The organism is Streptomyces sp. NPDC005483 (assembly GCF_040606035.1).
Classification (GTDB): Bacteria; Actinomycetota; Actinomycetes; order Streptomycetales; family Streptomycetaceae; genus Streptomyces.
In genome coordinates this window covers 59,555-84,615 of sequence record NZ_JBEXEA010000004.1, presented here as the reverse complement: position 1 = coordinate 84,615, position 25,061 = coordinate 59,555, and the positions used below count along the sequence as shown (strand labels likewise).

At 71.9% G+C, this 25,061-nt stretch carries 17 protein-coding genes; 12 read left to right on the top strand and 5 right to left on the bottom strand.

The features are described 5' to 3' along the window. Positions 1–56: 56 nt before the first annotated feature. Complete coding sequence (locus ABZT06_RS09355; protein WP_355737281.1) at positions 57–1,286, bottom strand: transposase; 1,230 nt, start codon at positions 1,284–1,286, stop codon at positions 57–59. A 419-nt stretch (positions 1,287–1,705) separates the two neighbouring features. Between ABZT06_RS09355 and ABZT06_RS09350 the strand changes: the two genes are divergently transcribed. Continuing rightward, on the top strand, positions 1,706–2,743 hold the full coding sequence (locus tag ABZT06_RS09350) for a rod shape-determining protein (RefSeq protein ID WP_355737278.1): 1,038 nt from the start codon (positions 1,706–1,708) through the stop codon (positions 2,741–2,743). A 48-nt stretch (positions 2,744–2,791) separates the two neighbouring features. Here ABZT06_RS09350 and ABZT06_RS09345 read toward each other — a convergent pair whose 3' ends face one another. Further along, the gene (locus ABZT06_RS09345; RefSeq protein WP_355737275.1) at positions 2,792–3,421 is read right to left on the bottom strand and encodes a ScbR family autoregulator-binding transcription factor; all 630 of its coding nucleotides are present in this window, start codon (positions 3,419–3,421) and stop codon (positions 2,792–2,794) included. A 131-nt stretch (positions 3,422–3,552) separates the two neighbouring features. Here ABZT06_RS09345 and ABZT06_RS09340 point away from each other — a divergent pair, with 131 nt between their 5' ends. Both ABZT06_RS09340 and ABZT06_RS09335 read left to right on the top strand, forming a co-directional pair. Beyond that, positions 3,553–4,647 carry a Gfo/Idh/MocA family oxidoreductase gene (locus tag ABZT06_RS09340; RefSeq protein WP_355737272.1) on the top strand — a complete coding sequence of 365 codons (1,095 nt, stop codon included), beginning with the start codon at positions 3,553–3,555 and terminating at the stop codon, positions 4,645–4,647. 151 nt (positions 4,648–4,798) lie between these two features. After that, a complete protein-coding gene (locus tag ABZT06_RS09335) occupies positions 4,799–5,293 on the top strand; it encodes a hypothetical protein (protein ID WP_355737270.1) in 495 nt (164 codons plus the stop codon). Positions 5,294–5,314: 21 nt separating this feature from the next. Here ABZT06_RS09335 and ABZT06_RS09330 read toward each other — a convergent pair whose 3' ends face one another. After that, positions 5,315–6,229 carry a DUF4231 domain-containing protein gene (locus tag ABZT06_RS09330; protein ID WP_355737267.1) on the bottom strand — a complete coding sequence of 305 codons (915 nt, stop codon included), beginning with the start codon at positions 6,227–6,229 and terminating at the stop codon, positions 5,315–5,317. A 202-nt stretch (positions 6,230–6,431) separates the two neighbouring features. On the opposite strand from ABZT06_RS09330, the gene ABZT06_RS09325 reads away from it, so the two are divergent. The 5 genes from ABZT06_RS09325 to fxsT all read left to right on the top strand — a co-directional run bounded on the left by ABZT06_RS09325 (position 6,432) and on the right by fxsT (position 15,275). After that, positions 6,432–6,584 (top strand): hypothetical protein, encoded by a 153-nt coding sequence (locus ABZT06_RS09325; protein ID WP_355737264.1) that lies wholly within the window; start codon positions 6,432–6,434, stop codon positions 6,582–6,584. 156 nt (positions 6,585–6,740) lie between these two features. Continuing rightward, entirely contained in the window at positions 6,741–8,930 is a 2,190-nt protein-coding gene (fxsB, locus tag ABZT06_RS09320; RefSeq protein ID WP_355737261.1) for a radical SAM/SPASM protein FxsB, inactivated metallohydrolase extension form, read from the top strand. After that, a complete protein-coding gene (locus ABZT06_RS09315; protein WP_355737258.1) occupies positions 8,927–9,940 on the top strand; it encodes an AAC(3) family N-acetyltransferase in 1,014 nt (337 codons plus the stop codon). Before fxsB ends, ABZT06_RS09315 begins: the two co-directional genes overlap by 4 nt. 86 nt (positions 9,941–10,026) lie before the next feature. After that, positions 10,027–11,358, top strand: a complete 1,332-nt coding sequence (locus tag ABZT06_RS09310; RefSeq protein WP_355737255.1) for a TIR-like protein FxsC — start codon at positions 10,027–10,029, stop codon at positions 11,356–11,358. Continuing rightward, complete coding sequence (gene fxsT, locus ABZT06_RS09305) at positions 11,355–15,275, top strand: FxSxx-COOH system tetratricopeptide repeat protein (RefSeq protein ID WP_355737252.1); 3,921 nt, start codon at positions 11,355–11,357, stop codon at positions 15,273–15,275. Before ABZT06_RS09310 ends, fxsT begins: the two co-directional genes overlap by 4 nt. Before the next feature lie 125 nt (positions 15,276–15,400). Here the strand turns inward: fxsT and ABZT06_RS09300 are convergent, their stop codons facing one another. Further along, positions 15,401–16,279: an alpha/beta hydrolase gene (locus tag ABZT06_RS09300; RefSeq protein WP_355737249.1), complete on the bottom strand. Its 879-nt coding sequence runs from the start codon at positions 16,277–16,279 to the stop codon at positions 15,401–15,403. Positions 16,280–16,437: 158 nt separating this feature from the next. Then, entirely contained in the window at positions 16,438–17,367 is a 930-nt protein-coding gene (locus tag ABZT06_RS09295) for an anti-sigma factor RsbA family regulatory protein (protein WP_355737247.1), read from the bottom strand. Between the two features lie 343 nt (positions 17,368–17,710). Between ABZT06_RS09295 and ABZT06_RS09290 the strand changes: the two genes are divergently transcribed. The 4 genes from ABZT06_RS09290 to ABZT06_RS09275 all read left to right on the top strand — a co-directional run bounded on the left by ABZT06_RS09290 (position 17,711) and on the right by ABZT06_RS09275 (position 25,008). Further along, a complete protein-coding gene (locus ABZT06_RS09290; protein WP_355737244.1) occupies positions 17,711–18,382 on the top strand; it encodes an ANTAR domain-containing protein in 672 nt (223 codons plus the stop codon). Between the two features lie 493 nt (positions 18,383–18,875). Continuing rightward, positions 18,876–19,469: a hypothetical protein gene (locus ABZT06_RS09285; protein ID WP_355737241.1), complete on the top strand. Its 594-nt coding sequence runs from the start codon at positions 18,876–18,878 to the stop codon at positions 19,467–19,469. Positions 19,470–19,621: 152 nt separating this feature from the next. Then, positions 19,622–21,154, top strand: coding sequence for an APC family permease (locus ABZT06_RS09280; RefSeq protein WP_355737238.1), 1,533 nt, complete (start codon positions 19,622–19,624; stop codon positions 21,152–21,154). A 104-nt stretch (positions 21,155–21,258) separates the two neighbouring features. Then, the gene (locus tag ABZT06_RS09275) at positions 21,259–25,008 is read left to right on the top strand and encodes a helix-turn-helix domain-containing protein (protein ID WP_355737235.1); all 3,750 of its coding nucleotides are present in this window, start codon (positions 21,259–21,261) and stop codon (positions 25,006–25,008) included. Positions 25,009–25,061 lie beyond the last annotated feature (53 nt).

The following is a 25,061-nucleotide window of genomic DNA, read 5'->3' as shown; positions in this document are numbered from 1 at the left end:
CCGGACAGCTACTTCTCCTTGAATCCTCCCCCTCGTGAACGAGGGGGATTCCTGGCTCAGGCTGCCTGGCGGAACAGCGTCCCACCAGGTCTTACGCCATCAGCACCAGCCGGGTTGAGACCAGCCCGGGCCAGCATCACGCGGGCGGAGTTCTTGTCTCTGGGCGAGACGGTTCCGCACGCGGCACAGGCATAGGTTCGTTCCGAAAGTGGTAGTGCGTGCTTGGTTCTCGCTCCGCACTGGGCGCAGTCCATCGTGGTATGCGCGGGATAGACCAGGTGCACGATCCTGCCGTGCTTGCGGGCCATCTCCAACAAAGCTTTCTTGGTGGCGCCGATGGCGGCATCGGCTGCTTTCCTCGCCATGGTCGACTTCGCCAGGAACTTCGGACGGAAGTCCTCCACAGCAATGACGTCGTGGTCGGCCACCACGCGCTTGGCCCATTTGCGGCCTGTGTCCTGGCGTTGCCGCGACACCTTCTTGTACGTCTTGGCCCGCAGCTTCTTCGCCTCGCGGTAGCCGTTGGAGGCTGCCTGCCCCCTGGCGGGTTTGCGGCGGGCCATCATGCGGTCGTACCGCGAAAGCTTCGCCTGGGCCTTCTTCCCGTGCCGTGCGTGGGGGAGATCGTGGGTGTCGCTGGTGGTGGTCGCGGTCTCCCTGACACCCCAGTCGATCCCGATCACCTGGCCAGTTGCTGGCAGCGGCTGGACTTCGGCGGGCACGACGAACGAGGCGTACCAGTGCCCGAGGCTGTCACGGTACACACGCACCGAGGACGGTCCGGCGGGAAGCTCCCGCGACCACACGACCGTCAAAACGATGTTCCCGGCGAGGTGCAGACGGCCGTCCTTGAGCCGGAAGCCACGCTTGGTGTAGTTCAGGCTCGGGACGGCCTCGCGCTTCTTCTTGTACGTCGGCATCCCGGCCCGGCGCTGCTGCAGCGGACGTTCGCGGATGTCCTTGTGCGCCTTCGCGCGGGACTTGCCGAAGTCACGGATGATCTGCTGCTGCGGCACCGACGAGCCCTCACGCTGCCACGGCGTCCTCGCCCGGGCTTCGGTCAACATCGTGTCGAGCCGCGCCGGACCACACGTCGCCTTGTCCATGCCTTCGGGGCGGTCCATGTTCCACAGATGGGTCTGCCTGGACTTGGCGACACACTCGTTCCAGATCCACCGGCAACGGTCCCACTCCGCCCGCAACGCCCGCTCGGCGCTCGACGACACCCGCAGCCGGAACGCCCACCGGGCATGCCCGGCGTCCGCGTCCTCCTTCACCCCCGACACGAAATCCCCCCACGCCCCACCCACTCCCCAAGCTTCGACGGAGAGACCGTACGTGCGACACACGCCCACCCGTACCCCACTACGGCAAAGCCACCCCCACCAGCGAACATGGGAACACCCATTCGCTTTTCGGTTCCCCCTTAGGCGTCTTCGCGGGCACTCCGCGCCCCAAGGCACCGGACACGGCGACGCTCAGGTGATCGCGCCGGAACCCCTTAATCCGCCCCCCGAGTCCGCCCCTGACCCCGAATCAGGCAGACTTATGAAAAACCTACATAGGATGTAGGTCACAAAACCCCCATTCGGCCGCACCCCACCCGGCCCCCTAATGAAGGCGCCCCCTCCCCGACCCCCGCACGATGCCACTAAGCCCGCCACCCGGCGCGGCCTCACGGTCTGTGCTCTCGGGAGGACCTGCGATGACCGCCAGTCTGGAGCAGTTGCGCCGCTGCCACTTCGCCGTCGACCTGGGCGCGGCGAGGACACGGGTGTACGTGAAGGGGGCCGGGCTCGTCGTCGACCAGCCGTCGGCCGCCGCCCTGAACACCAGGACCGGCGCGCTGATCGCGGTCGGCGAGTTCGCCGAGAAGATGATGGGACGTACGCCCGACTACATCCGGGTCGTGCGGCCCGTCTCCGGCGGCACCGTCGTCGACATCGAGATGGCCCAGCGCATGCTGCGCCATCTGCTCGGCGACAAGATCCGCCGCGCGCTGCGCCGCAAGCCCATCCTGCGGGCCGCCGCCTGCACCCCGCACGACGCCGATCCGCTGGCCCAGCGCGCCGCCATCGAGACGCTGGTCGGCCTCGGCGCCCGCCGCGTCGAGCTGGTCGACACCCTCATCGCCGCCGCCGTCGGCTGCGGACTGCCCGTGGAGCAGCCCGAGGCCACCATGATCATGGTGTGCGGGGCCGCCGCCACCCAGGTCGCCGTGCTCTCCCTCGGGTCGATCGTGACCGCCGAGCGCATTCCGGTCGGCGGCGAGGCCGTGGACCACGCGATCGTCCAGCACCTGCGCCACGAGCATGAACTGATGCTGCCCAGCCAGTCCGTACGACCGCTGCAGCTCGCCCTGTCCGGCAACGGCCTCACCTCGCAGGGCCCCGCCTCCACGGAGATCCACGGCCGGGACGTCGCCACCGGCCTCGCGCGTTCCGTGCAGGTCGACACCGCCGCCGTGCGGGACGCGATCGAGACCCCGCTGACCGCCGTCCTGGACGGCATCGGCCGGGTGCTGCGCAACTGCCCGCCCGACCTGGTGGCCGACCTCGCCGACCGCGGCATCATGATGGTCGGCGGCTCCGCCCTGCTCCCCGGCCTCGACCAGATGCTGCGGCACGCCACCGGGATGCCGGTGAACATCGCCGAGCGGCCGGACGTCTGCGCCGTACAGGGACTGGGGTACATGCTGGAGGGCCGGATCGAGCCGCTGACGCTCGACCCGCTGGCCACCTGAGCCACGACGGGGCCCACCGGCCTCGGCCCAGGCGCTCATGAGGCCCCGTCAGACCGTCTCGGGCACCCGGGCGCTGCCCTCGGGGTGGAAGCGTTCCAGCCGTCTCGGCGGCACGATGCTCGGCAGCAGCATCTCCCACATGAGGGTGGTCTCCTCGGTCAGGTCGGCCCGCCCGCTGAGGACCTGGGAGCTGAGCTGCAGTCCGGTCCAGGAGCCGACGATCAGCCGGGCCACCCGCCCGGGGTCGAGGTCCGCCTTGACGTCCCCACGCTGCTGCGCCTGGACGAGGCACTCCCGGAAGAGCTCGATCCACCGGGTGTACGGCTCGCTGACGATGCCCGTCTTGGAGCTCTGGTCGATGACCAGGCGGATACCGGCCCGCACCCGGACGTCCGCCACCAGCCGCCGGGCCATGGAGTGCACGATGTCGATGACGGTCTGCACCCCGGGCTTTACCGTCTCCGTGACCGGTTCCAGGGCGGAGAACTGCTCGTCGACGAGGGCCTGGGCGAGCTCCTCCTTCGAGCCGAAGTGAAAGTACAGCGCGCCCTTCGTCACCCCGGCCTCCTTGACGATGTCCCCGAGCGACGTCCCGTGGTACCCCTCGGCGTCGAAGGCGCGGGCCGCCCCGTCGAGGATGGCCGACCGGGTGACCTCGGCGCGTTCCTGCCTGACCATGCGTCCAACCCCTGCCTGTGTCACGACGAGCTCTCGGGGATCAGTTTGCCTCCCCGGCCATAAAAAAACCAACCGACTGGTACTTTTCTCGACGGAACAGGGAAACGCCCTGGAAATCGAGGGGAGTTCACGTGGCGGACAGGATCCGGGTGGGGGTTGTCGGCGCGCACGCCGAGCGAGGATGGGGTCGCAACATCCATCTCCCGGCGCTCACGGCGCTAAACGATTTTGAGGTCACGGCCGTCGCCGGCACGACCTCCGCGTCGGCGCGGGACGCCGCCGAGGTGTGGGGCGCGCAGAGGTCGTACGACGACGCCCGCGCGCTGATGGCCGACCCGGACGTCGATCTGGTCACCGTCGCGGTCCAGCTCCCCTCCCGGGACGGGCTGGTGGAGGCGGCGATCGCCGCGGGCCGGCATGTCTACAGCGAGTGGCCGCTGGCCCCCGACGCGGCGACCGCCGAGCGCTTCGCGTCGGCGGCGCGGGCGGCGGGCGTACGTCACGCGGTGGGGCTGCAGAGCCGCCACCACCCCGAAGTGCGGCTGCTGCGGCAGGTGTTGGCCCAGGGGCTGATCGGTGAGGTGCTGTCGGCGTCCCTGCTGTACTCGCTCTCGACGCCCGAGGTGTGGTCGACGCGGTACGCGGCGCTGTTCGACGCGACGAAGGGGGTCAACCATCTCGCCGTGGTGGGCGGGCACTCGCTGGACATGTTCCAGTACGCGGTGGGGGACTTCACCGAGATCTCGGCGACCCTGGCGACCCGGATCGACCGGATCACCATGGAGGAGACCGGCGAGCCGATCGAGGTGACCTCGCCGGACCAGATCGTGCTGGGCGGCCTGCTGGAGTCCGGTGCGGCGGCCTCGGCGCACTTCATGACAGGCGGCCCGCGCGGCGACGGCTTCCGCATCGAGGTGCACGGGCGGACGGGCCGGCTGGTCCTGGTCTCCTCCGACGACTCGCTTGTGGGACCCCGCTTCACGCTGACCCACGCACCGGCCGACGGCTCCCCCGCCCGGCAGCTCACCGTCCCCGACGCGCACCGCCCCCTGCTCGGCACCCCGTCCCCGGTCAGCAATGTCGCCCAGGTGTACACGGACCTCGCCCGCGCGATCCGCACGGGTGACGGCTTCGGGCCGGACTTCACGACCGCCGTCCGGGTGCACCGGCTGCTGGACGCGGTCAAGTCGTCGGCACGCAGCGGCAGTCGGGTGCGACTGGGCTGAGTCGACGCCCTCCGGCGAGCCCGGTGTGAGCAGGTGCGCCCCTGCGTGCTCCCCCGCCGAGCGCGCTACGGTGGAGTTTCCGACGGCTGTGGGAGGCTCTCTGGTGACGAGCGGAACCGCGACGACGCGACAGGCCGGAACCTCATCCACCGTGACGGCCCTCACCTCCGTCACCCGGATCGGTGTGACGGGGCACCGCTCCATTCCGGGCTCGGTCCTGCCGGGCGTGCGGGCGGAGATGCGCAGACTTCTCGGCGGCGGTGCCCTGGAGGCCTTCACCTGTCTCGCGGCCGGCGCCGACCAGCTGTTCGCGGACATCGCCCTGGACTGCGGCGTCCCGGTGACGGCGGTGATCCCGGGCATGGACTACGAGGCCCACCTCGACGACGACGCGGCACGCGACGGGTACCGGAGAATCCTGCGCGCCTGCGTGCACCGCGTCGAGCTGCCGCCCGAGCCGACGCACGAGGAGGCGTACTTCGCGGCGGGCCGCTGGATCGTCGACCACTGCGACCGGCTGATCGCCGTGTGGGACGGCCGCCCGGCCCGGGGCCTGGGAGGCACCGGCGACGTGGTGGCCTACGCGCGAAGGACCGGCGTTCCGGTGAGCGTCCTGTGGGAGCCGGACGTGCGCCGCGAGCCCTGACACCCGTACCCTGACGGTCAGTCAACTGCCGAATCTACCCAGCCAGTCGGAGTGCTGCGGCGACACCAGCCGTTCCGCCTCCGCCACCGCGCGGGCCCACCGGTCCTCGGTCACGGTCGTGCTCATCTCGACCCGCAGGGTCTCCAGATCCTGCTCGACGAGCGAGTGCGCGTAGGTCAGCGGCCGGTGCCGGCGCACCTCCTGCCACGCCACCCCGGCCGCCGCGGACGCACTGAACACCCCGGTCAGGTCCCAGCCGCCGAGCATCCCGGCCGCCCTGAGCACGGCGGCGAGCAGGGCCAGCAGGGTCAGTACGGCGGTGACGGACGACCACTGCGCGGAGGCGCGGTGGGCCTGAGCGGCGCGGCGCCGGTACCAGGCGTGCTGCTCCAGTAATCGCTCCCGCAGATAGACGTCCCGCCGCACCGAGAACGCCTTGGCCCGCACATGCCGCATCACCGGCGTGATCTGGCCCTCGCCGCGCGCGCGAGCGCCGTTCCTGGAGTCCTCCCAGCCCACCTTGCGCATCTCCCGGAGCCGCTCCTCGACCCGTTCCGCGAACAGCGCGTCGGCGTTGGCCACCTGGGAGTGGAAGACGCCGCCGTGCACCATGTACTGCCACGCCAGGGACTTCAGCATCTCGGCGACAGCACGATGGGTCTGCCAGCGGGCCCGGGCACGGCGGCGCGTGGTGTGCAGTCCGATGCCGATGGTCAGGGCGTACAGCAGTGCGGCCAGGAGCGCCGGGACATGGCTGTCCAGGCGTTCGGCCAGCATCGCCGAGGTCGTGGCCGCCAGCAGGACGACCAGCTGGGCGCGGACGGCGCGGAACGATTCACTCTGATGGGTGATCGCGAGTTGATCGTTAACGCGAAAGAGCGGGGGCAGATCGTCGTCGTTCCACGTGACACCCGGCCCCGGAATTCCGACCCCCATGGCCCACCCCCGACAACAGGCTCCCCCGGACATCCGAGTATGGGCGCGCACGCGCCCCCTAGCCATGCTCCGGAGCCCTTCGACTGAGGTATCGTCCGCCTAAAACCGGGTTGTCTCTGTCTCATGGTTCGAATTCCGACACCGGGCCTCTGGTCTTTGGGCTGGGGACACGCCGGTCCCCATGAAAGGAGACATCAGACAGATGAAGGCACAGACGGTCACGGAACGCGCTACGGCCGCCGGTTCCGCCCCCCAGGGTCAGCACACCCCGCTGGGCGCGATCGACTCCACTGCCACGACGAAGGCCGCTGACCGGGTCACGGGTGGCCCGGGAAGGTTCAACTCTGCGCTGTAGGGCGGACGGTCCGGCCGCGACCGCGCACGCCGTCCACGACGGCGCGCGCGGTCGATCCGCCGGAGGTTCGGTGTAATACCACAACACACGTGTGCAGTAACCCAATTGGCCGATTCAGGGCGTGCGGTAGTGACCGTGCGCGGTAGCGTGTGCTAGGTGACCGTTCTTCTGGGGGAACACCCACTCCAGCAACTCGTTCTGAAGATCCACAGTCGATGTGATCTGGCGTGCGACCACTGCTATGTGTACGAGCACGCGGACAAGAGCTGGAAGACCCGCCCGGTCGTGATCGGTCAGGACACGGTCCGTCGGACCGCGGCCCGGTTCGCCACGTACGCGCACGAGCACGACCTCGCCTCGGTCACCGTCATCCTGCACGGCGGGGAGCCGCTGCTGGCCGGTCCCGCCCGACTGCGCGCCATCTGCGACGAGTTCAGCAGGGCGTTCGCCGGTGTCGGCGAGCTCGAGCTGAAGATCCACACCAACGGTGTGCAGCTGAGCCGCCGCCATCTGGACATCTTCCGGGAGTACGGCGTCCTCGTGAGCGTCTCGCTCGACGGCGACCAGGCCGCCAACGACCGCCACCGGCTCGACCGCAGGTACCGGAGCAGCTATCACCGCGTCCTGCGCGGGATCGACCTGCTGCGCTCCGAGGAGTACCGCCACCTGTTCGGCGGACTGCTCTGCACCGTGGACGTGGCGAACGACCCCGTCGCCGTGCACGACGCACTGTCCGCGCTCTCGCCGCCCCGAATCGACTACCTGCTGCCCCACTCCACCTGGGACACCCCGCCGCCGCGCGGCTCCTCCGGTTCGGCGACGCCGTACGCCGACTGGCTGCTGGCCGTGTTCGACCGCTGGACGGAGCAAGGCCGCAAGGTGCGGGTGCGGACCTTCGACTCGGTGCTCAGCACCCTGCGGGGCGGGCCCAGCCTGACCGAGGCGATGGGCCTGGCCCCCTCCGACCTGGCGGTCGTGGAGACGGACGGCTCCTTCGAACAGGTGGACTCGCTCAAGACGGCCTACGACGGAGCGCCCGCCACGGGATACCACGTCGACGACCACACGTTTGAGCAAGTGGCCCGGCATCCCGGCGTGCAGGCCCGGCAACGGGGCCTGCTGGGCCTTTCCAAGACCTGCCGGGAATGCCCGGTCGTCCAGTCCTGCGGCGGCGGCCTCTACGCCCACCGATATAGCAGCGAAAGAGAGTTCGATAGCCCCTCGGTGTTCTGCGAGGACCTCCGCGCCCTCGTCGACGGGATTGCCGAGCGGATCACCGACCGCTCCCTCTCGCCCGCCGTCCTCGACCCCGAGGCACTGCGGTTCGCCCAGCAGGAGCTGGACCGGACCCTGCTCGCCTACGCCAACGAGCGGCTGGCCGGGCACCCCGACTGGGACGCGACCTGGCTGGGCCTGCTCCGACTGGACGCGGACCGGACCACCGCGGAGCACCTCAACCGGGTGCTGTCCCACCCCTACCTGCGGGCCGCCCTTCGTCATGCCGAGGCGGCCCATATCACCGCCGCCCGCTTCGCCCGCGTCGCCGTGGCGGCGGCCGTGCACGCGCACGCCCCGCTGCGGCTCACCTGGGATCAGCCGGACCGGGAGCTGCACCTGCCGACGCTGGGCACCCTGACCCTGCCCGCGCCGGGGCGGGTGGAGGCCGTCGTGAGCGCGCGGGGTCTCGATGTCCGCACCGCCGACGGGACTCGGCTCACCCTCGGTGATCAACCCAACGACGCGTGGCGGCCGTTGACGGTACTGAAGGTGGCGGCCACCGAACCGCTGCTCATCGACGACGCCGACCCCCGCCGTGCGGTCTACCCCGCCCCCGTCACCGCCCCGCTGGACCCGGACGACCTCGCCGCGTTCCGCGAGCGGCTGCGGACCGCCTATGAGCTCCGGGCCGAGCAGGGGTCCGCGGCGGACGACGACCGCAACGCCCTGCGGGTCGACGCCGTCACTCCGCTCGTCGCCGGGGCCGGGGTGCGGCTCGCCACCGACGGTCTGGGCGGTCTCGGCGTCGCCGTCGACTTCGAACCCGCCGCGTTCGTCCGGGAGTTGCCGCGTCTCGGACGCCGTGCCCGGCTGGCCGCACTGCGCGCGACGACCGATCTGCATGTGCTGGGCAACCAGGCCGGCCGGCTGCTCACCGAGGCGGTCGAGGGACTGGGTGACGTGACGTACTGGGGCCGCGAGACCCCCGAGGGCGTCCAGGCCCTGGCCCGGGCCGGCCGCGCCCTGGCCGCCCTGAGCGAGCTGCCCGGCCGCGACCTCACCGAGAGCGGCGAGGTACTGGCGGCGGAGCTACGGGCGGAGTGGACGGCGATCGCGGGCCGACCGTGACGAAGCCGGCTGTCCCGGCGGACGCGGCCGCCCCGACCGACACTCCGCCCCGCCAACTCACCGACTGCTACAGCGGATTACCGACCGCGCCGCGCATCGGGCACCCCGAGTCCAGACTGTCCAGCCCGATCGCCTGGCACACCGGCGTCTTCCCGGCCGACCCGGCGACGAGACGCCCGTACACCCCCCGGCCCGCGATGACCGATGGGCCCGCGAGCAGCCCCCGCCATCCGACGAGCGGCGGTCAACTGGCCGACCTCCTGGCCGAGTTACCCATCCGCCCCGAAGCCCCCCTCATGGTCCACGCCTCCCTGAGCGGTACCGGCCTCTCCCCCACCCAGGTCCGTGACGCGCTGCTCGATGTGCTCGGTCCCCTGGGGACGCTCGTCGTGCCTGCCTTCACCCCCGAGAACTCGGACACCTCGCGCGCCCACCGGGCCCTCGTCGCGCACCTGAGCGTGGCGGAGGCCGAGGACTTCCGTGAGTCGATGCCCCCCTTCGAACCGGACGCCACCCCCTGCCCGTCGATGGGCGCGCTGGCCGAGTGCGTGCGGACCACTCCGGGAGCCGTGCGCAGTGACCACCCGCAGACCTCGCTGGCCGCGATCGGCTCACGGGCGGGCGAGTTACTGGCCGGGCACGACCCGCACTGCCACCTCGGCGAACGCTCGCCCCTCGCCCGGCTGTACGCCGCTGATGCCCAAGTGCTGTTGCTGCGCGTGGGATTCGAGGTATGCAGCGCCTTCCATCTCGCCGAGTACCGCATGACCCCGAGACCGCCTCAAAGGCTGTACCGCTGCGTGGTGGGCGACAAGGGAAACTGGATCACGTACGCGGATCTGACCTTGGACGACGGTGACTTCGCGGAGGCCGGCGCACGGCTTCCGGACGAACTCCTCGCACGGCGGAAGTGGGCCGGGAAACCGGTCACGCTCTTCGGAATGCGGGCCGCCGTCGACGACGTACGCGATCAACTGTCCAGATATCGCCTCCGAAACGACCTGAATTGAGTGAACCGCCCGGGCCCTTGGTCAGGCACATTGTTGTTCCGGTTCCAGGTGGCTCCGGCTACGGGGTCATCGACGCGCAGGGGGGCGTGTTGGACACACCTGACGGAGAGTGGGGGCAGGCCCCGGCCGAGGGGCAGCCCTATTTCTTCCTCAGCTACGCCCACACCCCGCCCTGGGGGTCGGGCGGCGGCGACCCCGACCACTGGGTGCACCAGCTCTACCGGGACCTGTGCAACCACATCATGGCACTGACCGATCTGCCCGCCGGTGCCGAAGTCGGCTTCATAGACCGGGAGATGGGTTCCGGCGTGGGCTGGCCGCGCAAGCTCAGCGAGAACCTGGCCCGCTGCCGGGTCTTCGTACCGCTGCTTTCACCGCGCTACTTCACCAGCGAGATGTGCGGCCGGGAACTGTTCGCGTTCAACGAGCGGCTCCTGCACGCCAAGGCCGCCGGGGGACGCGAGGTCTCCGCCATCGTCCCGGCCCTGTGGACGCGCGTCGACTTCCACCAACTGCCGGACTCCATACGCCACATACACCTCGACCGGACGACCTTCGGCGACCGTTACGCGACCAACGGCTTCTACGGGCTCATCAAACTCAGCAGACTGCGCGACGAGTACGAGGAGACCGTGCTCACCCTCGCCCAGCGCATCGTCCAGGTGGCCGAGGAGTGGCCACTGCCGCCCGGCCGGCTGCGTGACTACGAGTCCACCCCGAGCGCGTTCCGGCCGCGCGGCGAGGAACCCCGGCACATCCATCTGACGGTGGCCGCGCCCACCCTCGACACCGTGCCCGAGGACCGGGATTCGCGCCCGTACGGCGAGGACCCGCTGGACTGGAACCCGTACCACTCCGAGTCGACCCGCCCGCTGCCCGCCCTGGCGGAGGAGCTGATCCGCTCGCTGGACTATCGGCCCACGATCTCCTCCTTCGACGACGAGGACACCGAGGGGCCTTTCCCTGGCGGCGCCGGCGAGGAGGGCGGCAAGACCGGCCAGCCGCGCATCCTGCTCGTCGACCGGTGGACGCTGACGGACGAGGAACGGCGGCGCAGACTGAAGGCGTTCGACGCCCAGGCCCAGCCGTGGGTGAGCGCGGTCGTCCCCTGGAACCGCGCCGACCTGCAGTGCCAAGGCGACGAGGGACAGCGCCTGACCACGGAGTTCGAGCGCACGCTCCCGCTGCTGCTGGAGCGCGGCAGACGCACCGACTGCCGTACCGCGGTCAACGGCGTCCCCTCCCTCAAGGCGTTCACCGACGTGCTGCCCGCCGTCGTGGCGCACACCACCCGGCAGTACCTGAAACACGCGGAAGCCCATCCGCCGCCGGGTCCGCACGTGCCCAGGCCCCGTCTGCTGGGCCCCATCCAGCCGCCGTACCCGGAAGGCGGACCCGACCACGGAGGAGAAGCATGACGGGCCCGCGCGACGGACGTGTCATTACCTTTTACAGCTACAAAGGCGGTACGGGCCGCACCATGGCGCTGGCCAACACCGCCTGGATCCTGGCCGCCAACGGCAAACGGGTCCTCGCCGTCGACTGGGACCTGGAGGCCCCGGGCCTGCACCGCTTCTTCCACCCGTTCCTGGACCCCAAGGCGCTGTCCGCCACCCCGGGCGTCATCAACATCATCCAGGACTACGCCTGGGCCGCGACCACCGGCACCCAGCGCCCCGACGACTGGCACCTGTCCTACGCCCAGGTCGAGCAGCACGCCGTGTCCATCCGCCCCGAGCGCTTCGACCTGCACTTCCCCGAAGGCGGCTCCCTGGACTTCCTGTCCGCGGGCCGCCAGGACCGGGCCTACTCGGCGGCGGTCACCTCGTTCGAGTGGGACAACTTCTACGAGCGCCTCGGCGGCGGCACCTTCCTCAGGGCGCTCCGGGCCAGCATGAAGGCGACCTACGACTACGTCCTGATCGACAGCCGCACCGGCCTGTCGGACAACGCCGACATCTGCACCATGGAGATGCCCGACGTCCTGGTGGACTGCTTCACCCTGAGCGACCAGGCGCTGGAGGGCGCCGCGGTCGTCGCCCGCAGTGTCGAGGAGGGCTACCGGCCGCGCCGGATACGGGTCCTGCCGGTGCCGATGCGCATCGACGAGGGCGAGAAGGAGAAGGTCGACGCCGGTCGCGCACTGGCCCGGATGCGGTTCGAGGGGCTGCCGAAGGGTGCGGGCGGCCGGCCGCTGAGCCAGGAGGAGCTCAGCGCCTACTGGGGCAACGTCGAGATCCCCTACCGCCCGTACTACGCCTACGAGGAGACCCTCGCCACCGTCGGCGACGAGAGCGGCATCGCCAACTCGCTGCTGTCCGCCTTCGAGCGGCTCACCGCCGTCATCTCCGACCGCGAGGTCACCTCGCTGCCGCAGATCCCCGAGCCGGTCCGGCTGCGCTGCCGGGACGCGTACCTCAGGCGCCGGCCGCTGACCAGCGTGGCCGACATCGTGGTCGCGTACGCGGCGGAGAAGCGGATGTGGGCCGACTGGGTCGAGTACCTCCTCAAGCGGGCGGGCTGCGAGGTCACGCTGCACGAGATCTCCACCGGTCCGGTCGAGCCGGCGGAGACCACGGCCCACACCGTGGCGCTGCTGTCGAAGACCTTCCAGGAGTCCCGGTACGCCGACTCCGTGTGGCGTGCCCTCGGCGAGCGCACCCCGGACGGCGCACGCGGCTCGGTGGTGCCACTGCGCGTCGAGGAGGTTCCGCTCCCGGAGCCGTGCACCGACCTGCACCGGCTCGACGAGACGGAATGTGTGGCCGCGCTCCAGCGCGCGCTGGAACTGCCCTTGCAGCAGGCGGAGAACAGTCCGTCGGCACCCCGCTTCCCCGGCATCACCCCGGGGATCTGGAACGCGCCCCAGCGCAACACGACCTTCACGGGCCGGACCTCGATCATGGACCGGATCCGCACCCAGCTCGGCGAGCTGTCCGGGCCGCCGCAGCCGCAGGCGCTGTTCGGACTGGGCGGTGTGGGCAAGACCCAGCTGGCCATCGAGTACGTGCACCGGTTCATGGCCGACTACGACCTGGTCTGGTGGGTATCCGCCGAGCACACCGACGACGTGGTCGCCTCGCTCGCCGAACTCGCCCCGCTGATAGGCGCGACGGGCACCGAGGAGGACATGACGAAGGCCAGCCAGGAAGCCGTGCAGCGGCTGTCCCGGGGGTTACCGACCAAGCGCTGGATCCTGGTCTTCGACAACGCGGGCGATCCCGCGGAGCTGACCCGCTACTTCCCCACCGGGGACGGCGGCCACATCCTCGTCACCTCCCGCAACCAGGCCTGGTCCCAGCACGGGGCGGCCCAGCAGATCGACGTCTTCGAGCGCACCGAGAGCATCGAGCACCTGACCCGGCGCACCGAGGGCGGCCTGACAGCCGACGACGCCGGCCGGGTGGCGGAGGCCGTCGGCGATCTGCCGCTGGCGGTCGAACAGGCGGCCGCCTGGCTGGCCGAGACCGCCACCCCGATCGAGGACTACCTGCGGCAGCTGGCCCGCCAGACCACCGAGGTGCTGGACCTCAACCAGCCGCCCGACTACCCGCGGACGGTCGCAGCGACCTGGAACGTCTCGATCGAACAGCTGGAGAAACGATCACCCGCGGCGGTTCGACTGCTGCAGCTGTGCGCCTTCCTGGCGCCCGAGCCGATCTCCCAGCAGCTGCTCTACAGCAAGGAGATGCTCACGGCGCTCAAGCCGTACGACCCCTCGCTCCAGGAGAGTCTGCTGCTCGGCCGGGTCATCCGGGAGATCGGCCGGTTCGCGCTCGCCAAGGTCGACCAGAAGACCAACAGCCTCCAGGTGCACCGGCTGGTGCAGGCGGTGATCCGCTCCCAGATGCCCGAGGAGAAGCAGCGGGAGGCCCGGCACGTCGTGCACACCGTCCTCGCGGGCGCCCGGCCCGACGGCGACGAACCCATCGACGACCCGACCACCTGGCCCCGCTTCGGCGTCATCTGGCCGCACCTGTCCGCCTCCGACGCCCGCAACTGCCGTGCGGCCGACACCCGTCGGCTGCTCATCGACCGGGTCCGCTACCAGTGGAAACGCGGTGACTTCGTGGCCGCGCGGCGCCTCGCGGAGGACCTGCTCCAGCACTGGAAGCCGGTGCTCGGGGAGGATGACGTCTACTACCTCTACCTGCGGTTCCACCTCGCCAACGTGCTGCGTTCGCAAGGGCGTTACGTGGAGGCCCGGGAGATCGGCGAGGACCTGCTGGAGCGGCAGCGCCGGGAACTGGGCGAGCAGCACCCGCACACGTACGCCACCATGTCCGCGCTCTCCAGCGACCTGGCGGCGCTCGGCGAGTACACGAAGGCGGTCGAGCTGGCCAAGGAGGCGCACGTCGGGTTCAGCGAGATCTTCCACGAGTCGCACCGGCGCACCCTCAGCGCGGCCAACAACCTCGCCCTCGCCCTGCAGATGGTGGGCAAATACAGCGAGGCACGCGCCATCAACCAGGACACGCTCGACCGGCGCATGGCCGTCCTCGGACCCGACCACCCGTACACGCTGGCCTCGGCCGAACGCCTGGGTCGTGACCTCAGGGAGGTCGGGCGGTATGCGGAGTCGGTGTCGATCCTGTCGCAGACGTACGCGGCCCACAAAAGGATCCTCACCAGGGAGTTCCCCGGCACCCTGCGCTGCGCCAAGTCCCTGGCGGTGTCGCTGCGCCGCAACGGCCAGCTGGAGGACGCCCGCCGTCTGACCGAGTCCACCCGCAAGCGGTACAAGGACCAGTACGCGGCCCCGACACCCGACTCCCTGGCCTGCGACCTGAACCTGGCGGCGGACCTGTTCGCGGCCGACGAACGGGACCGGGCCCGTGAGGAGGCCAGGGGGGTGCTCGCCGAGTACATGAAGGTGCCGGGCGAGGCGCACCCGTACACCCAGGCTGCCCTGAACAACCTGGGGATCTTCCACTGGGGTTGCCGGGACCTGGACGAGGCGGAGAAGGTGTTCCTGAGGGTGCTGCCCCGGATGGCGGAGGTGCTGGGCGAGCACCATCCGCACGCTGTGTTCTGCAGCGTGAACTACGCCAACGTCCTCTACGACCAGGGCCGCTTCGAGGAGGCGCGGGAGAGGGACGAGGCGGCGCTGCCGGTGCTGCGCGAGGCCCTCGGCGGCCACCATCCCGAGACGCTCGCCGTGGTCACGAACCTGGGGCTCAGCCTGCGGGCCCTGGGCCGGGAGGGCGAGGCCCGCGCCCTGCGGGAGGAGGCGATGGCGGAACTGCGCCTGCTGCTCGGCGAGGACAACGGCATCACCCTGCTGGCGAGCCGGGAGCGCCGGATCTACCGGGACCTGGAGCCCCTGTCCGTGTGATCCGGGTCGGGACGGCGCCACCCTTCGCCCTGTTCAGGCGGCGACGCACCGGCAGGCGGCGCGCCCCCGTCAACGCACCCGCATCGCAGAGCACCCGTACGTCCGCGAGGCCGGCCGCCCACCCCTCAGTGCGCCCTCGCATCCGTCAGCAGCCAGTCCAGCACTGCCGGGAGGGCGCGGAGCGCGGCGAAGTGGGCCGACGTGGGTTCCAGGACGGCCGTGGCACGGGGGATGCGGTCGGCGAGCCAGGAGGCGTGCGAGGCCGGGGAGAAGACGTCGTCCTTGCCGTGCCACAGCAGCACCGGCACCTTGATGCGCGCCGGGTCGAAGCCCCAGGACGCGGTGAGGGCGAGGGCGTCGTCGATCCAGCCGTAGGGCGAAGTGCGCAGCGCCTCGCGGTAGTTGCGCAGCAGCATCGAGCGGATGGTGTTGTCCGAGACAATCAGCCGGTCGTCGGCGGTGAGGTCCTCGCGCAGTTCCTCCAGCAGACGCGCGGGGTCACTGCGGATGGCGGCGGAGCGCGGGATGATCCCGGCGGCGAAACGCTCGGGGTCGGTGGCGGCCGTACTCAGGGCGGCGACGTTGGACGGCGCCATTCCCGCGTACCAGTCCAGTCCCTCGGCGTCGCGCGGTGCCCAGCCCACCATCGCCGCCGCCCTGGTGACCCGGTCGGGCAGCAGCGCGGCGCAGGCCAGGGCGTGCGGGGCGCCGGCGGAACGGCCGGCCACCGCGAACCGGTCCAGTTCAAGTGCGTCCGCGACGTCGGCGACGTCCTGGGCCACGTCCGCCACCCGGCGGCGCGGCATACGGTCCGACCCGCCGTATCCCGGGCGGTCGTAGCTGATGAGACGCGCGCCGCGCTGGTGGAGGAACATCGAGCGGGGTTTGGGCCCCACCCGGCTGCCCGGCATGCCGTGCAGGAGGAACACGGGGCGTCCGTGCGGATCCCCCGAGACCTCCACCCGTAACCGTCGTCCGTCAGCCGTACGCACTTGGTCGGGCACCGCCGCGCTCCCCCCACCCGAGGCCTTGACCGGGCCACGCTGCCCGAACCCTGCCCACGAGGGCGTACGGCGAAACGAACCCGCAGGTCACACGGGGCCGGGCCGCGCAGACCGGCGTACTTCGGCCACCGGGGAGAAGTCGCGCGGCTGACAGCCCGTCAGAGGGCGAACCAGCAGCGGATCGTCGTGCCGTCCGCCCCGGTGTGCACCCGCACGAGGTCGGCGACGAGGTTGACCATGAGCAGGCCCCGGCCGCCCTGCCGCTCCCGGGAGGGCGGCCGGCGTCCCGCCAGCAGGTCGGTGAGGCGTCCCTGGTCGCGGACCTCGCACACCACGTGCCCGTCCTCGGCCCACACCCGCAGCAGGCCCGAACCGCCGCCGTGCACCACGCTGTTGGTGGTCAGCTCGGCGACGGCCAGCGCCAGGTCGTCGAGCCGGGGCCGTACGAGCCCGAACCGCTCGGCCGCGTCGGTGGCGAAGTGCCGGACCTCGCCGAGCACGTCGGCGACGAAGGCGTGGGCGGCCACGTCCGGGGCCGGGTCCAGCGGGGCGTTGTAGCGGGCGTGCACGGCCTCGAAGTCGTACCGTCCGCTCTCCTCCTCCCGGCCGGAACCGGCGTCGACGACCACGGGGTGGGTGGCGTAGGCGTCGGCGACGACCTGCGGGTCGAGGCGCCGGGTGTCGTAGGGGCACAGGATGGTGACCTCGCGGCCCTGGAAGGCGGCGTTGATCAGCGCCTCGTGCTGCACGCACGCGGGGTACTCGGTGGCCGAGCGGCCGGCCCAGATCGGTTCGCCCACGATCCGCACCCGGGTGCCGGGCGGCTGGGCGTCGGCGAAGGCGCGCAGCACTCCCGGGATGATCCGGCCGGGGTTGCGCCCGGCCTCCCGCATGTCGAGGAACCGTACGTTTTCCCCGGCGCCGATCTCCGCCTTGAGCAGCCGGAGGTTCTCGGTGGGCACGGCCACGGCCACCGGTTCCCCGGTGGCGAGCGCCTTGTGCACGAACGGCACGACTCCGGCCAGGTACTCCCGCTCGTCACGGTAGAAGAGCGCGGGATGCACGAACGGGTCCGCGGCTTCGGCCACGGCGTTCACCGCGGTGTCACCGCGCTCCCGCGCCCCGGAAGCCGGCGGCCGCGTGGCACCGCGTACCGGATTCTCACACCGACTCCCCACTGCTGACTGCATCCTGCCCCTTCCGATACGTCTCCCCTCCCGAAACGTCTCCTGTCCATACCTGCACGAGACCGCGTTTACCCCCGGAGTGCGCCCGTCACTCCCCACCGGGCGGGGTGTACTCACCGGAGGGCCGGGCAGGCGCATCCCAGCACCGGCGGATTCCGCACATCCACATCCGTGCTCGGGACCGGAGTCCGGCGGCGATCGGTGACTCAACGTCGTGACGACTGTGGGGAGCAGCGAGGCGGACATGAGGTCAGCGACACACACATCGCTCGCAGGGCGGCTGAACACCCTGATCATCGACAGCAGTGTGGACGGGGGCGCCGCCGTGCTCGTCCCGCGCGGCGATCTGGTCCACGGCTGCGCGGACACCCTGGCCAGGACCCTGGCCCGACTGCCGGACGGCACCGACCGGGTCGACCTGGACATGAGCGGCGTTTCCTTCATGGACACGACGGGACTGCAGCTCCTGGAAGTCCTCGACACCTACGCCCGCCGCCGTCGGGTACGGGTGACGGCGACCGGCTGGAACGAGCAGCCGCGCAGCGTCCTGGAGATGGCCGGTCTCGATCCCGACGATCCGCTGCACGGGCCCGGCACGCGCCGGGAGCCCGTGCCCTCCATGGTGGTCATGGAGCGCACCCAGCAGCTGGACCGGTTGCGCACCGAGGTCGAGCAGCTGAGGCAGGCGATCGCCACCCGCCCGGTCATCGACCAGGCGCGCGGGGTCCTGATGGCCACCCACGCCTGCTCCCCGGACGAGGCGTGGGAGGTCCTGCGGCAGGCCTCGCAGCTCTCCAACACCAAGCTGCGCAAGGTCGCCGCGGAGGTGACGGCCGGTGCCGAGGGCGGTGGCCCGCTGCCGTCGCCCGAGCTGCGCCGGGCGCTGCGGACGGCGATCGACCGTTGCCTGAACTGACCACCGGGGAGGGGCCGATGAGGCCGTCGGCCGGTGGCCGAGAATCAGTACCGAGGCAGGACCGGCGTCAGTACGGCAGCAGCCGTCCCGAAGGGGTCCGGCGGTCGATCTCGGGCTGCCGGGTGTCACGGGAGGACGAGGGCCGGCGGCTGACGCGAACACGGATCTGGCGGTTCATGGCGCCCTCCTAGGGCCTCAATTCCTGTTCCCCGACACGAACCAGCCTCTTCCCCGAGACCCGCCCGCACATCGTGCCCACGGAGGCACCTGCCCTGCCTCCCCGGGACGACCGCACCGCCTCCCGCTACTCCCGGGGGAGGACAACTACCCCTGAGAACGCCGGATCAAGCCTTGCCCGACGGGACGCACAGGAACACCCGGGCGCACGCGAGGCGCACACTGGAGGGACGCGGCGACCGGAAGCCGGTTCCATCGAGGCCGCAGGACCCTGCCGGCCACGCCGCCCCGGACGCCTCGGTCGCCAGGAGGGGCCATGCGCACAGGCACAGCTCCGGACGCGCCCGCGCCCCGAGCCGCACGTTCGCCCGGCGTCCCCCGGTGGCCCGGTGTCCGACGGTGGTTCTCCGCCGTACGACTCCTCGCCGCCGTACGACACCTCGCGGCCGTGGGACCGCTCCTGCGCCCCCTTGTGCGCCCCCATCGGCGCCCGGCCCCGGTCGGCCTGTCGCGGCCGGACCAGTTGCGGGCGCTCGTCGCGGTGCTGGACGAGGCGGTGGCCGCGCAGACGCCGGCCGACGAGGCGGTGGCCGCGTGCGGCGAGCCAGGCCCCGTCTCCCGCGGGACGGCACGGGACTGCGGGCTGCAGAGCATCACCCTGCACCGGCTGCGCACCCGGCTCCAGGATCTGGGGACCACCGACCCGGACCTGATGGCGGCACAGGCCGGCGCCGCCCGGCTGCTCGCCTACGACCTGTGGATGCTGCGCGCCTCGATGAACCTGGCCTTCACCACCCGCCCCGTCGACCGCACCGAGGCGGCCCGCCTGCGCCTCAACGGCCTGGGCCGCCCGGCGGACGACCTGCGCCGGCTGCGCGACACCCTGCGCGCGGAGCTCCCCGAGGCGTAGGGCTCCCGTGGCCGGCGTCCGCCTGTCTCGGCAATACCGTGTCGTTTTCGGCAATACCCGGTCAAGAATTCCCAATGAAAGCTTGTGAGCTTGTGCGGCGGCATCGATCATGGCCGAATTCCGCCTGTACCGCTCATCCGCAGGAGCCCCCGGTGACCGCTGGCCCCATCACCTCAGAGCCGGCCGACGCGCCGCCGGCAGCCCGGTCGGAACGCCAGAAGCTGCGCAAGCACTTCGGCCGCTTCGACATCCTGTTCTTCCTGCTGTGCACCATCGTCGGCGTGGACACCATCGGCACGGTGGCCTCCTCCGGCGCGGAGGCGTTCACCTGGCTCATCGTGCTGGCCGCCGTGTTCTTCGTCCCCTCGGCCCTGCTGACCGCCGAACTCGGCGCCGCGTTCCCCGACGAGGGCGGCCCCTACATCTGGACCAGCCGGGCTTTCGGCCGCCTGGCCGGCGCCGTCAACAACTTCCTCTACTGGATCACCAATCCGGTCTGGCTCGGCGGCACCCTCTCCGTCGCCGCCGTCACCGCGTACACGACCTTCTTCAATGACGGCAAGGACCTGAGCACCCCCGCCTTCTACGTCTTCACCCTCGCCTTCGTCTGGATCGGCGTCCTCGCCGCGATCCTCTCCTTCGACGTCGGCAAGTGGATCCCCACCCTCGGCGCGTGGAGCCGCTTCCTCCTGCTCGGCCTGTTCACCGTCACCGTCGTGATCTACGGCGCCCAGCACGGCCTGCACGGCTTCGGCCTCGGCGACTTCTCCCCCACCTACGCGGGCTTCGTCGGCCTGGTGCCCGTCCTGATGTTCAACTACGTCGGCTTCGAACTGCCCAGCACCGCGGGCGACGAGATGACCGACGCCCAGAAGGACGTCCCGTACGCCGTCTTCCGCAGCGCCGTCCTCTCGGTACTGCTCTACGCCCTGCCCATCCTCGGCATCCTGCTGGTCCTGCCCGTCAAGGCCATCACCGGCCTCGGCGGCTTCCTCGACGCGATCCGCCAGGTCTTCACGGTCTACGGCGGCCATGTCGCCGGCGACGGCACCGCCACCCTCAGCGGCGCCGGGAGCGCGCTCGGGGACCTGGCCGCGATCCTGTTCATCCTCACGGTGCTGTCATCGGGCGTCACGTGGGTGATGGGTTCCGACCGCGCCCTCGCCGTCTCCGGCTACGACGGGGCGGCCCCCCGCTTCCTCGGCGTCATCTCCAGCCGCTTCGGCACCCCGGTCCGCGTCAACATCCTCAGCGGGCTGGTCTCCACGGCCGTCCTGGTCCTGGCCCACGAACTCACGAGCGGCAGCGCGGCGAAACTCTTCGGCGCGGTCCTGGGCCTGGCCGTCTCCACCACCCTGGTCAGCTACCTGGGCATCTTCCCGGCGCTCGCCGTACTGCGTCACAAGGCCCCGCGGGTGCCCCGCCCGTACAAGGCGCCCGCGCCCCTGGCCATCAGCATCGTGCTCACCCTGCTCGTCCTGTACGCCTGCGTGCAGCTGGTCGCGCCGGGCGCCCCCTTCGACTGGTTCAGCTCCGCCTACGCACCGGACGGCTGGAGCCACGCCGAGCGCGGGAAGTACCTGCTGACGGAGTTGGTACCGCTCATCGGGTTCATGCTCCTCGGCGTCCTGTTCTGGGCCCTGGGCGCACCCACCCGCAGGGTGGCGGCCGACGCGCAGCGGTGACCGTGCCGGTGCCTTGTCCGGCAAATGGGCAGCAATTGCCACGGATCGGAGGAGAAACGTAGGTTGGCGGCCGTTCGTGGCAGTGCGGTCGAGAGGTACACCCGGTGGGACGACGTGAGAAGCCGGTGGACCCCGAGGCCGGACCGGTCCAGCGGCTGGCGTACGACCTGCGGCTGCTGCGCGAGAAGGCCGGGAAGCCGCCGTACCGGGAAATGGCCGAGCGGGCGGGCTACTCGACGACCGCGCTGTCCCAGGCCGCGGCAGGCGACCAGCTGCCCTCGCTCGCCCTGCTGCGGGCGTACGCGCAGGCGCTCGACGCCGACCCCGAGGAGTGGGAGCGGCGCTGGCGTGAGGTGGACGCGGAGGTGCGGGCGCCGTCCGCCGAGGAGCGGGCGCCGTACCGCGGCCTCGCCCGCTTCGAACCCGGGGACAGTGATCTGTTCTTCGGCCGGGACAAGCAGGTCGGCGAGTTGCTGGGGCTGGTGCGCGCGCACCGGTTCGCGGCCGTGTTCGGCGCCTCCGGCAGTGGCAAGTCGTCCCTGTTGCGGGCGGGGCTGATCCCGGCGCTGCGCCAGGAGCGGGGCGCCGGGCGCCCGGCGGTGGTACGGGTTCTCACGCCCGGCGAACGGCCCGCGCGCACGCACGAGAGCGCGCTCACCGCGCGGGACGACGAGCTGGACACCTGGGTGCTCGTCGACCAGTTCGAGGAGCTGTTCACCCTCTGCCACGACCGCGGGGAGCGAGACCGCTTCCTCGACCTGCTGCTGCGCGCCCGCGACCGGTCGAGCCGGCTGCGCGTGGCCATCGCCGTACGCGGGGACTTCTACGGCCACTGCGGCAGCCACCCGCACCTCGCCGAGGCGGTCAGCCGCGCGAACCTGCTGGTCGGCCCGATGAGCCGGGACGAGTTGCGGGAGGCGATCACCGGTCCCGCGACCGCCGCGGGCCTGAACGTGGAGCGGGTGCTGACCGCCCGTGTCATCGACGAGGTCGCCGACCAGCCCGGCGCCCTGCCGATGCTCTCGCACGCCCTCCTGGAGACCTGGCGCCGGCGCCGCGGCCGGACCCTCACCCTGGCCGGTTACGAGGAGACGGGCGGCGTGCGCGAGGCGATCGCCGCGAGTGCCGAGCAGCTCTACGGCGACCTCGCGCCGGAGCAGGCCCGCACCGCCCGCCGCATCCTGCTGCGCCTGATCGCCCCGGGCGACGGCGCCGCCGACACCCGCCGTCCGGCGTCCCGCGCGGAACTGGAGCCCGGCGCCGGGGAGGTCCTGGAACGCCTCGCGGCCGCCCGCCTGATCAGCCTGGACGGCGACACCGTCGAGCTGGCGCACGAGGTGCTGATCACCGGCTGGCCCCGGCTGGCCGGCTGGATCGAGGAGGGCCGGGACCGGCTGCGCGCACAACGGCATCTCGGCGAGTCGGCCCGCGCATGGGAGGAGCTGGACCGGGACGCGGGCGCGCTGTACCGGGGGACACGACTGGCCCACGCCGAGGAACTGTTCGGCGGCGAGCCGCCGTCCCCCTCCGAGCCCCAGCCCCAGGACGACCTCACCCGTCCGGAACGGTCCTTCCTCACCGCCTCCCTCGCCGCCCGGGTCGCCGAGCGGGCGGCCGAGGCGCGGACCGCCCGGCGTACCCGCGCGCTCACCGTGGGGCTCGCCGCGTTCCTCGTCCTCGCGCTGGCCGCGGGCCTGCTGGCCTGGCAGCGCGACCGGGTCGGCGAGGAGGAGGCGGCCAAGGCGGCCGCCCGCCGTCTGGCCACGGTGTCCGACAGCCTGCGCATAACGGACCCCCGCACGGCAGCCCTGCTCTCCGTCGCGGCCTGGCGCCTCGCCCCGCTGACCGAGTCCCGTTCGGCCCTGCTGAAGTCCCTCGCCCGACCGGAACGCGACACCTACACCGACCCGCTGACCGGCGACGACGCCCGCCGCTTCCTCACCGACCAGGGCCGCAGCCTGGTCACCGTCGCGGGCGGGAAGGTGACCGTGCGGAACGTGGCCGACCACCGCGTCACCGCCGCTCACCGTCTTCCCAGCGGCGCGGAGGTCTCCGCGCCGGGCCCCGACGCCCGTTTCCTCGTCCTCCTCGGCCAGGAGTCCTACACGCTGTGGAACCTGGCCGCCGGAGAGTCCGCCGCCGACCTGGGCGACACGTCCTACTGGACGGCGGCGGCCGACGGGACCGCCTACGCCACCGGACCGTCGGAAGGGCCGGGCCCCGTGCGGGTGCGCCGGACCGGCGACGGCAAGGTGCTCTTCGCCCGGGACGAGACGCACACCGTGACCACCGCCGCGCTCGGCCCGGGCGGCCGCCTCCTCGCCGTGTGCCCGGCCGGGGGCGCACCACAGGTGTGGGACACCGTGCGCGGCAGGAGGCTGCCGGGCGACTGGACGAAGGCGGACGGCACGGTGTGCGGCACCGGCTCGGGAGCGGACGGCGGCTCCCGGCTGCTCCGGTTCAGCGCGGACGGCCGCCGCCTGGCCGCCGTACACGGAACGACGGCCACGGTCTGGGACGTCTCCGGGGGGCGGACCGTCGCCGACTTCACCAGCGGCGACTACACCGGCTTCAGCGACGCGGTCCTCTCCCCGGACGGGGAGTTCCTGGCCACGGCCGACGGCCGGGAGGTCGCCGTCTGGCAGACGGTGAACGGCGGCGGGCTGGTGTTCCACACGCCGACGGCCGGCGCGGAGGTACGGGAGCTGTCCTGGGACCCGGACCGCGCCGGCAGAACCCTGCGCTACCTCGACGGCGCCACCGTCCACACGGACAACCTGAGCGACCGCCTGAACGTGCCCTGGCGGACCACTCCGGCGGACGCGACCGCGCTCAGCCCGGACGGCACGGTCCTGGCCACCGTCACCGCCGCCTCCAGGCCCGGCAAGGGCTATCACCTCGACATGCGCGCCACGCACGACGGAGCGGTCCTCGCCCATGCCGCGCTCGGTCCGCTGCCCGGTGACGACGACAACAGGGTCCCGCGCCTGGCCTTCAGCCCGGACGGCGGTTCCCTCGCCGTCGCCGACACGGTGTCCGCGCACGGCTCGCTGCGGCAGCGCTTCAGCGTCTGGGACGTCCGCGCCCATCGGGTCCGTACCTCCTTCGAGACCTCCGGCGCGGCGGACCGCACGGTCTTCGCGCTCGCCCTCGGCCCGGGCGGCCGGCAACTGGTGGCCGGGCGGGACACGGACGGTGTCGGCACGGCCGAGCTCTGGGACACCGGCACCCGTCGTCGCACGGCCACGCTGAAGGGCGTCTCGCCGGGCGTGCTCGCCCTGCGGTCCGACGGCCGGCTGCTCGCCGGCTCCGCCGACCAGTACGCCGCGCTGCCGTCCGGCCGGGTGACCGGGCGCGCCCTGGCCGACGGCCGGCAGGTGACCGCCCTGGCGTTCAGCCCCGACGGCTCCCGGCTCGCCGTCGGCGACATCACCGGGCACGTGACCGTGTGGGACGGCGATCTGCGGACCCGCCTGGGCATCCTCACCGGGACCTCCGACACCACCGATCAGGGCGACGCCGAAGCTGTGAACGCGCTCGCCTTCTCACCCGACGGCGCCACCCTCGCCGTGGGCGGCCAGAACGGCACCCTGCGCCTGTGGGACACCGCCGGGCAGCAGCAGCTCGGCACCGACCTGCCCACCCGGGACGAGGTCGGCACCCTCGCGTTCGGCCCCGGCGGCGCCGCCCTCTACACCGGCGGCCCGGACGTGCTGGTCCAGCGTCACCCCGTCGCGCCCGACGACGTCGCCCGGGTCCTGTGCGGCCGGTTCGGTGGCGGGCTCACCAGGGCGCGGTGGCGGACGTACGTGCCCGACGCGCCGTACCGGCAGGTGTGCCCCACAACGGACTGAACCTTTTTTCAGGGTGACGCCGGGGGTCGCTGAAAAACGCCCCTGACCTGGAA

Excerpts from the sequence above, each read along its gene's own strand:
- ABZT06_RS09290 (WP_355737244.1), top strand. The coding sequence starts at position 17,711 with ATGAGGTCAGCGACACACACATCGCTCGCAGGGCGGCTGAACACCCTG.
- ABZT06_RS09350 (WP_355737278.1), top strand. The coding sequence starts at position 1,706 with ATGACCGCCAGTCTGGAGCAGTTGCGCCGCTGCCACTTCGCCGTCGAC.
- ABZT06_RS09285 (WP_355737241.1), top strand. The coding sequence starts at position 18,876 with ATGCGCACAGGCACAGCTCCGGACGCGCCCGCGCCCCGAGCCGCACGT.
- ABZT06_RS09325 (WP_355737264.1), top strand. The coding sequence starts at position 6,432 with ATGAAGGCACAGACGGTCACGGAACGCGCTACGGCCGCCGGTTCCGCC.
- fxsT (WP_355737252.1), top strand. The coding sequence starts at position 11,355 with ATGACGGGCCCGCGCGACGGACGTGTCATTACCTTTTACAGCTACAAA.
- ABZT06_RS09345 (WP_355737275.1), bottom strand. The coding sequence starts at position 3,421 with ATGGTCAGGCAGGAACGCGCCGAGGTCACCCGGTCGGCCATCCTCGAC.
- ABZT06_RS09330 (WP_355737267.1), bottom strand. The coding sequence starts at position 6,229 with ATGGGGGTCGGAATTCCGGGGCCGGGTGTCACGTGGAACGACGACGAT.